The following is a 13,875-nucleotide window of genomic DNA, read 5'->3' on the forward strand; positions in this document are numbered from 1 at the left end:
AGCCTTGAATTTTGAGTAATTAAAGTTTATTTTTTTTGTTATGTATCAAATTATTATACTTTTGATTTATTAAAGTTTTTGAACGGCTAGTGCTTCAAATTATTCTTCTGAAATATCTTCGATAACTGGCAAAATATTGTCATCTACGTCTACCTCTTTTAAATCAGGTAAATTACTATAGTAGTTCCCAGAATGCTTCTGGATTTTTAGCTCCTGGAAAACGACATCCCATGCCAATAATTGCAATCGGTTCTCTATCCATTTTGATTTAACGAAGAAGAATCAGTAATGAGTACTCCTTGTGTAGCAAGTTACCGTGACTTACCATTACTCCTTTGGGTGTTCCCGTAGAACCGGAGGTGTACTGGAGAAAGGCCAGGCTACTCCTGTCTAGGGTTGGTTCAGACCAGTTCAACCTTTGGTCGTGTACGCATTTATTGGTAGCAAGCAAATGCAGCCTCCCCAGAGCTGGATGCTGGGCAAAGCGACTGGTTAACTCGGTCATAAGAGATGTGGTAGTTAGGGCAAACAACGCCTCTGCATCTGATGCGTACGCTAACAACCTAGAGAGATTGCGACTGCGTCGGGGTGGTGGATAAGCGGGCACTGCAATTACCCCAGCGTACAAGCACCCAAAAAAGGCAGCAATGAAGTCTATACCTGGTGGTATGACTAGCAAAGCTCGTTCTCCCGTTGCCTCCAGAGACGGCAACTGGCAGGCGTACGCCCTTGAGCGTTGGTCTAATACCTCATAGGTGATACGATCAGTTTCTTCTTCCCCTTTTTCATTGAAGGTATAAGGGATTTTATCAGGCTGAGTTAGGGCTCTATAACGCAACAACTCTACCAGATTGGAAAACTTGTCATAAAGGTCTGAACATCTCATATTTCGCCAGTTTCAAGCTCCTTTGGTTTCAAGCTCCTTTGGAAAGAGCGTTTTTTAACGCTTCCTTGCTTCCTATCAACAGTTTTTTAACTGTTTTAACTGTAGTTAGGTTTTATTATCCATGAGACTCACCGAATCCAGCACAAAAAAAACTCTACCACCCAAAAAAAATCACTGTCAATCCTAATTGGAAGTAAATTCCTTCCCGACTTTCGCCCAACAACACTAGCTATATAAAACTAAGTACTCGGACGTTTTTTTAACTGTGTTAAAAAACTTAAGGTCTGAAGAGCTTATATTTACAAAATGACTTTTATAATAGCGTTTTTCAAGGCTTTACTGCTCCCTATCAACAGTTTTTCAACGGTTTTAACTGTAGTTATGTTTCTGCTCAATGAGACTTACCGAATCAACAACCAAAAAAAACTATATCACAAAAAAAAATAATTGTCAACCCTAAACTTTATTAAGAAACTTGAAGTTGCTCAAACCCTTTCTGTTCCATGATCCGAAGCTCCTTGTTTTAACAGTCAACGTTAATTGTTTCCGACTACTTGGCTATAGAAAAAGAACATTTTCAACCAGACTCTCCCAACTCCTGATTGGATCTGATCAGGATTTCTGGGAAAACTTAGGATAAGATGGGAATATTTGTACATTATCTATAGCCCCCGGGTAAAAGCCAAGCTCATCTGGTACATAGTACTAATGTTTCAGCAACGCCAGACCTGCTCCCCCCCAAATCCTTTTTGCTTCTTGACACTCCCCACGATTAGAAATCGGGGGATTCTTGGTTCAACGAACTGACTTGCTTAACCAGATTCGCCGTAGGCGACGCTTTCGCCGTAGGCGACGCTGCGCGAACGCGAACGGAATCAGGAAAAGTAGAGGCCAGATCTCCCCAAGCGTTTTGATAAGTTTCCGTGTGCCCCACGGTACTCAAGGCTCTATTGAGTATATTTTTTGCGGCGTTGTGTTCGCGAAGCGGTTCCGAAGGAACATCTCTATCAAGTTGGCATCCACATTTGCAGATATGAGTCCTGGTTGATAAAGACTTCTTGACCACTTCGCCACACTCAGAACAATTTTGACTTGTATAGGCAGGATTAACTGCAACGGTAATCCGACTAAACCTTTGACCAAAATGCTCCAACCATTCCCGAAACTGACGCCAACCAGCATCATTAATAGACTTGGCTAAGCAGTGATTTTTTACTAAGTTTTTGACCTTCAAGTCTTGCCTTACGGCACGCTGCGCGAACGTAGGCGACCAGGTCGTTAGACCGGATTACGCAACGCGCCAGTCTCTTGGCGTGTTCTTTACGTTGCCTGCTTATCTTGAGGTGTGCCCTACCTAATCTATTCCTAGCTTTCCGTCGGTTGGCTGTTCGCGAAGCGTGGCCTACGGCCTTGCCTTTCTTTTTTCGGGATACTCGTCGCTGGCAAAACTTTACTCGTTTTTCACTTTTACGATAAAACCTGGGATTGGGTTCGGTATTGCCATCAGAGTCTGTATAGAATTCTTTTAACCCTACATCCAACCCAACAGCACATCTAGTATTTTCTAATTTTTCAAAATTATCTACTTTGACACAGAACTGGATGTAATAGCCATCAGCTCGCTTTACTATCCGCACCCGTTTTATCAGCTTTTGGTCAAACCACCACAAATCCCAAGTACCTTTAAGCTTAACTTTCCCGATGCCTTTTTTGTCGGTGAATTTTATCGATTTCTTATCTGGCAATAATTTCCAGCCAGACTGCTTGTATTCAACTGATCGACAGTGTTTTTTGAATTTTGGGAAGCCTTTCTTGCCGGGAGTCTTTTTTTTGCAGTTATCAAAGAAGTGCTTAATAGCCCGCTCCACGTTTTCTACGGACGCCTGGCAAGCATGACTATTGAGATCTTTGACAAATTTAAACTCGTCTCTTAATTGAGTATTATAGCGATAGAGTTCTTTCTTGCCAATTCCTTTGTTATCTATCCAATAACGAAGCACCTTATTTCGCACAAACTTGGATGTACGAATGGCCTCATCTACAGCTTCTTGCTGGGACTTTTTGAGAATGGCCTTGAACTCCATCACTAGCACTATAATCACCTCCTTGACGTTATTTTGCGTGTACTTTTATAGTATATACATAAGATTTAGCTAATTTACATGACAAAATTTTAAATAAATTTAAGTACAACAAAAATATCGTATACTCGTGTAAATATCACGTAGTATGGTGCCCTAAGTACCGCCGACCAGTGCTAGTGGAAGAGGTGGAAGTAAAATTAAAAGAACTCCTCTACCAAATAGCAAAGGAGATCCAAGTCGAAATTATCGAATTAGAGGTAATTCCTGACCACGTTCATCTACTCTGTGAATGCGATCCTCAGTTTGTTATTCACAGAGTGGTTAAGCGCTTTAAAGGGGCAACCAGTAGGTACCTTAGAGAGCAGTTTCCTCACCTGAAAAGTCGATTACCTACTTTGTGGACTAATTCCTACTTTTTGTCCACAGTTGGAGGTGCTCCACTTGAAACTATTAAACGGTACGTTGCCAACCAAAAAGAGGTTTAGGGAATAAATTCCTGTTCGGGCTAACCCCATGGATAGAATCCAGGGGCTTGCGCCCTCAGGATTTTCGGTCAATAAGAACTATAATCTTTTGGTGCAGTTAATCTGGGTCTGGCAAGTGATGGAATTAGCGGGGAACTTTGGTACATCGTCAGGGACGAACCGACCACCCTTGCTGACATTTCGGGAATATGGCAAACCCAGTGATATTGAAGAGAGCTTTCAAGATGACAAGTCCAATGGGTAAGAGTAGTAAAGCTGTGAGAAAAGCAATGCAAAGCGCCTGATCGCGATTGTGTTTTGTCTTGGGGTACGCTACTCTTTATCTTACTGCCTTTGGAACTTTTGTCGTAGCCAAAGGAAAACGCGGTTTTGTAGATCCTCACAGGAGGTGCTGTAACAGTTATCTCATCCATTGGTTGGGCATGGGTATTGACTGCACGCTACTCTTGGTTGGGAGTTGTTTGAAACCCTAATTTTAAGTGGAAAACCCAACCCATCACCAGGGATGGCTTCCCGAAAACAGGACGACCAGAAGAGGTATCGGCGCTTAGTTTACAGTAAGGTCAAATGACTATGCTTGTTGAGTTTTGTCAGTCAACCAGCCCCTGTAGCTGTTGTTACCTCTGCTGGCTTGCCATCCTTCTCTTCTACTTTCCCATTATATTGTTTCTTTAATGCAAGAATTTCTTTTTTTACCTGATCCAGCTCATCTTTAATAGCCTGAGTTTGGTCTTGGAGAAGCTCGTTCATAAAGTTTTCCACAATATTTCGTATGGGTCGCCACAATTGTTGCCAACGTTGCTGGTCTTCCTCAAGTAGCTGCAAATAGGCATCACTACCGTGGGGAAACGGAATACCCCCCAAGAATTCTACAGCTCCGCCAAAATCCACAGAGACACCCTGGGAACCCAGTCCCATCACAGTGTGTAACTCTCCAACAGGACTACAGTTTGATAGGTACAAGTTCCCGACTCGCAAACCATTCCCAGCCAACATATTTAAGGGGAAGGGGGGCGGAAATGGCATACTAGGAGCTATATCCAATAAATTTTCCACGCGATGGGTCAGCCCCTTACCGATTTGTCGCTCGTAGTAGTTGGCAAATGACTCATTGCCTACTTTTAGTGCGCCAATCGTGTATACTTTGAGCATCACAGCCGAACCAAAGTAACGCCGCAAAGCATTAGCACCCAGAAAGGCTAAGGACCCACCTAAACTATGACCAGTGACATAAACTTCCACTGACTCGTTTAGTTCTTCGAGTGCTAGCACCGTACTTTGTTGAAAATCTAATATTTCTGTTAGCTCGTCATCGTTACCAAGTTCCTCATCTGCCACTGCTTGCTCAATCAGCGCTCTGGCTTCGAGCTCAAAATCAGTACCAAGTCGAATTGAGCCAGCATCGGCGATGGCTGTGATGCAGGCAAACTGCCTTTCATAAGTCATCTGGTGGATCTTGTCAAAATCTTTGGGTGTGAGCTTACCTAGTAAGGTCTTAAAAAAGATTTCGAGTTGATCACAAACCGATTCAGAGGCTTCCCAAAATCCTTTAACCACTTTAATTCTTTTATCAGTGACGGAACCGTAGTTGACTAAATCCCAGTCAAAGTCAGATACCAGGTCTGTTAGTTCAAAAGCTCCGCGATCGGTCACGATTGAGCCTCGGAAAACCACGGTATACTGATGAGTGGTTGTTTTTTTGGCAATAAATCCACGCACATTGCTTTCATCATTGCGGATGCTGTGGACAAATTTCCAGTCTTGAGAGCGGTAAAGGGAATTGTAGATTTCTTGAATTTCTATGTCGTTGACATTTCCATCATCATACTGGTATACCGTATATATTTGCTGGCAAAATTTTGCCATTAATATGGCTTCATCAAAGCTAAAACCACTTTTGATATTCTGGGGCATATTCATAGTTCATTGACCTCCTAAGCTTATTCATATGTTGGCACACTTTTTTGCTCCGTCCAATTCTTATAATTAGATTAATTTTTAGATTAAAATACAACATAATGAGGCATTTTTAGGGTAAACTAAAGTTGTTCGTTGGGCGTTCGGTTTCTTTACTAACGTTTGAATCAACCGTTTCAATAGTTACTTACTACTTTTGACTTACTCCTCTCATTTCGTTTCAATCGTTACTTACTACTTTTGACTTACTCCTCTCATTTTTATAATTTAGGTGAAGTGCTTATTAACCTGATCGCAGCCGGGTTATTTTAATAATAAAACAACGTTTTGCAGATTAAGTGAGATCAGGGCGCAATCAGAGCTGAAGCAGATCAGGCACACTGGCGCACTCTGGGGAGATGAGACAGGCAAACAGGTTTATTAAAAGTACCTCATAGTTGTGCCACAATCTGGAAAATGTGAACACCGTTACCGTTTACTCTCCCTTACATTTGGCATAGACTTGCTTCCCTGGTGCAAGTCGCAACCACTTCTAATATCAAGTCTGCTTGAATACCCATAATCTAGGGGAGTGTGGGGAGATGGGGAGATGGGGCAGATTTTTATTAAGCGATGCAGCGCGGTCTTGGGGGTTTCCCCCACTCGCGCTTTGCATCAAGACAGGGTAATTATCCTGACATGATATAGCACTACCTATTAAGGTGTTTGACATTGATACAAGCAGCAAAAGCTCTTGTACTACACTTTTAGGTGCGACCCGTGGCGAATTTAATTCTTAATGGTAAGAGCGCACCTTTGCCTTTTACCTTTTGCCAATGCCATTGCGAGTAGCGCTATATCATATCAAAAAGCCCGCCCTCGCTGAGGACAGGCTATCAAAAACCCCCGCAGTAAAAAGACTATATCTTACTTAAGCAAATTCTTTAGGGTTTGAGCTAACACTTTAACATGAGGGTATCGGAGTAGATTAAGGTGATGACCTGGAATAAAATGAGTTTCTACTTCCTGAGCCGAAAACTGACTCCAACCCAAGGTGGGGTCTTGAGTATTTGAATTCAAAGCTCTGCTCGTTCGTAATAAAGTAATTTTACCAGTATAGTGCTTAGGAGTATAACGAAATAGCGCCTGGGTATTCCCTTGCATAACTCGAAGCAATGGACGACTATAACGAATAAGAGAGTTAATTCTGTTTAATACTTTGCCAGCGGTTTGGGGGTGATTTTTTGACTGTATAGATGGTAAACCATATTGAGAAAATACCCTGACGTTAGGTTGGTTTTGGAGTTGCACATAATCATATACATAGGGCCAAATTTGAGGCAAGGCTTGTGTGAGCAAAAACTTAAAACCAACATACAACTTAGTTAGTTTACTCGTTGAAGTAGGTGGCAAATCAATCAAAATAAGACGCTCAGTAACTTCCCCAATTTCTTCTAACTGTCTGGCCATTTCAAAAGCAATTACAACTCCCAAAGACCAGCCCCCTAAGTAATAAGGACCATGAGGTTGAACTGTTTTTATCGCTTTGATATAGTAAGACGCCATTTCCTCAATACTGGTTAGGGGGTTTTCATTTTCCATAAACCCAAGGGATTGAACTCCGTAAAACGGTCGGTCTTTTCCTAGAAGACTTGCTAAGTCAAAATAGGGAAAAACAACTCCTGCTATGGGAGGAAGGCAGAAGAAAGGAGATTTATTACCTTCTGGTTGTATAGGAATGAGACAGGGGAATAAGTCAGATGGAGAATTACTAGGCTCAGAAATTGTTGTTGGTGATTCAATCGTAGTCTGAGGGGTATTGTTACGCTCTGCTTGGGAAAGGTCTTTCGGAGCAGCTAATTCCATTTCTGATTTTTTATTGATTGAATTATTCCTTAATTTTAGTTGCTGATTAATTTCTGTTCCTAACTCAGCAATATTAATTCCCTCTACCAACTGCACAATAGGAATATCTACACCCAACTTACTTTTAACTCGATTACGCAATTCTAAAGCCATCAAGGAATCCAGTCCCATCGTAGTTAAAGGCTGCTGTAGGTCAATGGTCATGTCTCCCATTCCTAACACCGTAGCAATTTCAGATTGAAGGTGACTTGATAAGATAGTTTCCCGTTCAGCTGTTGAAGCCACTTCTAGTTGAGATATAAGTTGAGATTGTTGAAATTCTGTTGTAGATTTTGTGGTAGCAGTAAACCCCTCTAAAAAGGGTAGTTTGACTCCATTAGGTAGTTGGTTAAAAAATTGATTCCACTGAATTGGAACTACCCCAACTTCTACCGCTGAACTACTTATTAATAAATCCAATGCTTCTAACACTTGAGAAGGAGAAATCGGATTAATTCCTTTTTGTATTGCTCTACTATCTGCCCCACTTTCAGCAGCTAGCCCCACCTTAGAGACAGCTCCCCAATTTATACTCAATCCAGGTAATCCTATCGTGCGACGGTAATAGGCTAAACCATCAAGAAAAGCATTAGCCGCAGCATAGTTACTTTGACCAGGGGAACCAAATAAAGAAGCGATAGAAGAAAATAAGATAAAGAAATCTAAGGGCTGATTTTGGGTCAACTGATGTAGATGCCATGCTCCCTGTACTTTCGGGTTCATTACCTTAGTAAAGTTAGACCAGTTTTGCTGTTGCAAGACTCCATCTTCTAATACAGCAGCACAATGAATCACTCCGGTGAGAGGCGGTAAAGATTGCTCAATTTTAGTGACCACTCTAGCCATTTGTTCAAGGGAAGATACATCGGCTTTCTCGACTACTAGATTTGCTCCCGCTTCTTTTAGCTCTGTTAATTGATTCTGGGCAAATTCTTTGGGGCTACTGCGTCCTACTAAGACTAAATGCTTGGCTCCTCGCTCTACCATCCAACGAGCCATCACTAATCCTAATCCTCCTAAACCACCAGTAATCAAGTAAGTTCCGTCTTCAGGGAAGTTCAACGGCATTTCGGTGGCCGTATCGGTTTGTTGTTGGCTTTGAGTAACGATAATTTTGCCAATATGTTTGGCTTGCTGCATATAGCGAAAGGCGCTAACTACTTCCTCGATAGAGAAGACTTTTAACGGAGATAAGTTCAACAAGCCCTTGTTGAACTTGTCAATAAGTTCCTCTAACAGAGACTTGATTAATTGAGGTTGGTCTTGAGATACTTTAGCTAAATCAAGCACTGAATAAGAGATATCTGATCTGAGAGTTGCCATCTCACTTGACTCCCAAACTCCCCGCTTGGCAATTTCTACAAAACGACCTTGAGGACTTACAACTGATACACTTTTGGCAATAAATTCTCCAGAGGTCAGAGAGTTAAGGACAATATCTACCCCCTTTCCCTGTGTTTTCTCCATGATCTGGGCAGCAAACTCTAAGGTACGGGAATTCATAATATGTTTAACTCCCATAGCTTTTAAAGCGTCCCACTTCGGAGAACTAGCAGTAGCAAAAACTTCAGCCCCAGCTTGCTGTGCAATTTGTACTGCCGCCATTCCCGTCCCTCCTGCGGCAGCATGGATTAAAATTTTGTCTCCTGGTGCGATTTTGGCTAGATGGTGCAGTGCGTAATAGGCAGTTAAGAAATTAACTGGAATGGCGGCAGCTTGCTCAAAGGTGAGAAAATCTGGTTTGGGAGCGACCAGTTTAGCACTGACAGTTACATATTGGCTGAAACTTCCTGGAGCCATAGCTATTACTGGATCGCCAATTTTCAAGTTTTCTACTCCTTCTCCTACTGCTACAATTTCACCGGCACAATCCCCTCCCATGACTGCCCTTCCTGGATAAATATCCAAGGCGATGAGAACATCCCTAAAATTAAGTCCTGTGGCGAGAACTCTAATCTCTACTTCTCCTGGTGCCGGTGAACGTCTTGGTGTTGGTTCTAGAGTTAAATTTTCCAGTGTCCCTCTGTCTTTAATTGTCAGTCGGAATGGCTGGGATGGCATTTTCAACAGTTGTGTTTCTGTTGCTATTGCCTGACGACTAGGTATTAATCTTGGGACATAACGAGTGTCTTCTCTGAGAGCAACTTGATCTTCTGGCTCTTGTGACCAAATTTCTGCCCATAGTGCTTCAGCTTTATCTTTTAGGCTTTGATTTGGGTCTAAATCGATGCGAACACAATTAAGTTCCGGGTGTTCCAAACTGATTACTTTTCCCATGCCCCACACCGAAGCTTGAGCCACACCGGAAACCACTGGATTCTTGGGAGGGACAGGTTGAGCCCCTTGAGTGACTATCCATAATCTCGGGGGTTGGGATAAGTCGGCTTTCACTAATGCCTGTACTAAGGATAAGGTGGTTCCACAACCGATGTAGGATAATCGTTCTAATTCTTGCCCACTTAAGTAATTCTTGTCTCCTACTTCCAAACTCCAACACTGGACAACCCCATCTAAAGTGGTTGAGTCAGCGGTTAGAAGTTGCAGAAGTTGTTGATAGTCTTGAAGTTGATGGGGATTAATCCTAAATTCATCGGCTGTGACTTGTTGATAGGTTTCTCCTGCATAGACTAAGGTACATCTTTCTCCTTGAGCACGCAGTTGATGGGCTAAGTGTTGAGCTACTTGCTCAATGTCTGCTAAAATCAACCAATTTCGGGAGTCTGATCGAGTGGCAGCAGTTAAGGTTTGATCCCCTTGGGCAACGATAAGGGTCTGTTGAGACACAACATCTGAACTCCCTTGAGACTCTGGCACAGTTACCACTTCAGAAAAACCACCCAAGCGAGCTTTGGGTCGCCATTCCACTTCGTAGAAACAATCTGAAATGTTCGATGGGAGAGTTTGCAATAACAGTTGAGGATTCGCTTTCCTGACTTCAAACCCATTTATCTGAGCAATGAGTTGTCCCCCCTCGTCAAATAACTCTATATCTGCTTTTAGGGTTTGTGCTGAAGATAGTTGACCCCCTCGTACTGTAGTATGACACCATAGCTGGCTCTGTTCCCAAGCACGGTAAAACGTGAATTTCTCAATGCTAAAAGGAACAAAGGTTTCCTCCCCATCTACTGTTAGTGTTAGAGTCAGGGCAGATAAGGATTGAAAGCACGCATCAATCAAAGTTGGATGTAATTGATAGTCAGTGACATCTCCTAATATTTTTGGCAATGTCATTTGGCATAAAACTTCTGCTTCTCCTAGCCATACCTGATTAATCCACTGAAAACTCTCTCTTAATTGAATGTGTTTATCCCAAATAGCTTGGTAAATTTCTTGAGGAGCTATTTCTTGCCTACATCTCCCTTGAATCTCTTCTAACAATACCCGTGAGGGGCTATCATAATGAGGCGTAATTTTTCCGGTTGCATGAACCGTCCAAGCACCTCTACTTTTATTTGTGTCTGAAGTGCCAACAGTTAGCCAGTCTGTAGCACCATCAAAACTAATCACTTGGAAGGCATGATCTTTTCCTTGGGGAGTTAAGGCTATCTGAACGGTTCGTTCTTCTTTTTCTGTGAGGACTAGGGGTTGAGGAATGACAATCTCTTCTAATTGATATCCCTGAGTGTTAAAGCTTAAAGAAGCCGCTGCTAACACAAGAGAAATATAGCAAGCACCAGCTACCACAACTTGTTCATAAACGCGGTGGTCTGATAGAAAGGGGAGGGTAGTGGTACTAAAGTATGACTCGAAAAAGCTCTCTTGCGATAAAGGAGATTGGAATTTTTTGTCGATCAGAGGATGAAGTTTGACTGAGGCAATAGGAATTGAGTTAGCCTGATTAGTTGTGTCAATCCAATAGCGTTGTCGTTGAAAGGGATATGTCGGTAGCACTACCTTTTGACGAGCATACTCTCGGTCAAACCCTGACCAATCTACCTTGACTCCCTGGACATATAACTGTCCTAAACTTGAAAGCATCTGCTGCCATTGATCTACTCCCTCCCGCAAGGACGGTAACCATACACCGAATTCTTCTGGGAGACATTGACGCCCCATGCCTAATAAAATTGGTTTCGGTCCGATTTCTAGGAAGATTTCATACCCTTGTTGGTGCAAGGTCTCCATACTTTGGGCAAACCTGACTGGTTCTAACACATGATTTACCCAATAGTTGGCTGTGGCAATGGTCTTGTCGGCTCGAAGTCCTGTAATATTTGATATTAGTGGAATCTCAGGTTGATGGTAGGTGATTTGATGGGCGACTGCTTCAAATTCTGCCAACATTGGTGCCATCAACGGTGAATGGAAGGGGTGGGATACCTGTAGCCTTTTGGTCTTGATTCCCTCTGATTCTAAGTTGCTGATGATGGCTTCAATGGCTTCTGTTTCACCGGAAATCACGACACTTTCCGGTCCATTGATGGCAGCAAGCGCTACTTTCTCTGTGTAGGTCTTAAGGAAATCACGCACTTTTGACTCCGATGTCATCACCGACACCATCTCACCCTCACAGGGCAACTGTTGCATCAACCTTCCCCGGGTGGCAATGAGTTTTAAACCATCTTCTAAACTAAATACTCCTGCTAGGGTTGCTGCTACATATTCCCCTACACTATGCCCCATGACTAGATCTGGGTTGATGCCCCAGGATTGCCATAACTTAAACAGAGCGTATTCAATGGCAAACAAAGCCGGTTGAGTATAAGCAGTTTGGTTAATCTCTGAAGTGTTTAGGTCTTGAGGCTGTTGAGGATAAATAACGTCCTTGAGCGGTTTTTCTAAATAGGACTGTAGGATTTGGTGACATTGGTCTAAGGCTTGACGGAAGATCGGCTCAGTGTCATAGAGTTGTCTGCCCATGTTGACATACTGAGAACCTTGACCCGTAAACAGGAACGCAATTTTGGGTGAACTGTTACTCTTGGGGATAATGCCGGTAAATACAGCGGAAACATGGTCTGTTGTTCTCGCTTTTGCCAGTTTTTCAGCTAATTCCTGCTGATTAGATGCGATAATGGCTAATCGATGCTGGAAGTGGCAGCGCCCTGTATTAGCAGTAAAACAGATATCTGCCAGATTAGCAGTGCCATTTTTCTCTAAAAATTCTTGATACTTCTGCACCAGTTCCCACAAAGCCAAATCATTTTTAGTCGATAGGGTGAATAGATGAACAGGACGTTCGCCACTGGTAACTGATAAATGCTCAGTGTGAACTGAACTTGGGGCTTCTTCTACGATGACATGGGCATTAGTGCCACTGAAACCAAAGGAACTAAGGCCAGCTAGACGAGGTTTCTCTTCTATGTGCCAAGGAGTACCATGAGTCGGTACTAATACAGGTAATTGCTCCCAATTAATATAAGGATTAGGCTGATCAAAATGGAGATGGGGGGCAATCTGTTGATGTTGCAACTGCAATACTACTTTGATTAACCCCGCTATGCCCGCTGCTGCTTCCAGGTGTCCGATATTCGTCTTAACAGAACTGATGATCAACGGTTGTTGTGATGAGTGTGATTCTCCAAATACATTCGCTAAAGCAGTGACCTCAATCGGATCTCCTAAAGATGTCCCGGTGCCATGGGCTTCTATATAGCTGACTTGCTCTGGCTTTACTCCTGAATTGGTTAAGGCTTGACGGATTACTGACTCTTGAGAAGGACCATTCGGTACCGTTAAACCACTAGTATGGCCATCCTGATTAATCGCCGTTCCTCGAATTACGGCCAAGATATTATCCCCATCTGCCACTGCATCGGAGAATCGCTTGAGCACCACTACCCCACAGCCCTCACCGCGAACAAAACCATCTGCCCCCGCGTCAAAAGTCTTGCAACGTCCATCAGGAGAAAGCATCCTCGCCCTGGAAAAATTAATGCTATATTCTGGGGAAATAATCCGATTAACCCCTCCTGCTAGAGCTAAATTGCATTCTCGGTTACGCAGACTGGCACAGGCTAAATGAAGGCTTACTAAGGAAGAAGAACAAGCTGTATCCACAGCTATTGAAGGCCCAGTTAGTCCGAGAAAATGAGAAAGTCTACCAGTAGCGGTACTGTGGGCATTACCCTGGGCTAAATAGGCATCAATTTCTGTAAGATCACGACTAGTTAAACGTTGAAGATAGTCATTACTACAAATGCCCAGAAACACCCCCGTTTGAGTTTTGGCGAGTTGTTGAGCAGCGATCGCTGCATGCTCAAGGGCTTCCCAACTTACTTCCAAGAGTAGACGTTGTTGAGGGTCAAGGGAAATTGCTTCAATAGGAGCAATATTAAAGAAGTGGGAGTCAAACTCTTGTAGTTGACCGACAAAGCCACCATAACGAGTGTACATTTTCCCTGGGGTTTCTGGGTTAGGATCGTAGTACTGCTCGATGTTCCATCGTTCAGAAGGAATTTCACTAATGGCATTTATGCCTTTAGATAACAGGGTCCAGAAGGATTCGGGGTTATCTGCTCCTCCAGGGAAACGGCATCCCATCCCAATAATGGCGATTGGTTCTTTGCTAGAACGCTCATATTTGTCCAGCTTAGATTGCAATTGTTCAATTACCAAAAAGGAACGTTGTAGAGGAGTTAATTCTTGAATTTCATTTGATAAATTTTTCATTAATTAA

Annotated in this window: 6 protein-coding genes and 1 pseudogene; 2 read left to right on the forward strand and 5 right to left on the reverse strand. The window is 42.8% G+C overall.

Going from position 1 to position 13,875, the window contains the following annotated elements:
• Positions 1–175: 175 nt before the first annotated feature.
• The 3 genes and pseudogenes from F6J90_RS43575 to F6J90_RS12255 all read right to left on the reverse strand — a co-directional run bounded on the left by F6J90_RS43575 (position 176) and on the right by F6J90_RS12255 (position 2,979).
• Positions 176–262: a beta-ketoacyl synthase N-terminal-like domain-containing protein gene (locus F6J90_RS43575; protein ID WP_366513763.1), complete on the reverse strand. Its 87-nt coding sequence runs from the start codon at positions 260–262 to the stop codon at positions 176–178.
• Between the two features lie 6 nt (positions 263–268).
• The gene (locus tag F6J90_RS12250) at positions 269–886 is read right to left on the reverse strand and encodes an AMP-binding protein (protein WP_293093437.1); all 618 of its coding nucleotides are present in this window, start codon (positions 884–886) and stop codon (positions 269–271) included.
• A gap of 772 nt (positions 887–1,658) precedes the next feature.
• Positions 1,659–2,979, reverse strand: a pseudogene (locus F6J90_RS12255) (transposase).
• Between the two features lie 77 nt (positions 2,980–3,056).
• On the opposite strand from F6J90_RS12255, the gene tnpA reads away from it, so the two are divergent.
• On the forward strand, positions 3,057–3,455 hold the full coding sequence (gene tnpA / locus F6J90_RS12260; RefSeq protein WP_293094847.1) for an IS200/IS605 family transposase: 399 nt from the start codon (positions 3,057–3,059) through the stop codon (positions 3,453–3,455).
• 28 nt (positions 3,456–3,483) lie between these two features.
• Entirely contained in the window at positions 3,484–3,699 is a 216-nt protein-coding gene (locus F6J90_RS12265) for a hypothetical protein (RefSeq protein ID WP_293093438.1), read from the forward strand.
• 350 nt (positions 3,700–4,049) lie between these two features.
• Here the strand turns inward: F6J90_RS12265 and F6J90_RS12270 are convergent, their stop codons facing one another.
• Together F6J90_RS12270 and F6J90_RS12275 are read right to left on the reverse strand one after the other, a co-directional pair.
• On the reverse strand, positions 4,050–5,375 hold the full coding sequence (locus tag F6J90_RS12270; protein WP_293093439.1) for a lipase family protein: 1,326 nt from the start codon (positions 5,373–5,375) through the stop codon (positions 4,050–4,052).
• 903 nt (positions 5,376–6,278) lie between these two features.
• The gene (locus F6J90_RS12275) at positions 6,279–13,868 is read right to left on the reverse strand and encodes a type I polyketide synthase (protein WP_293093440.1); all 7,590 of its coding nucleotides are present in this window, start codon (positions 13,866–13,868) and stop codon (positions 6,279–6,281) included.
• Between the last annotated feature and the right edge of the window lie 7 nt (positions 13,869–13,875).

Origin of the sequence: Moorena sp. SIOASIH, assembly GCF_010671925.1 — a bacterium.
GTDB lineage: Bacteria > Cyanobacteriota > Cyanobacteriia > Cyanobacteriales > Coleofasciculaceae > Moorena.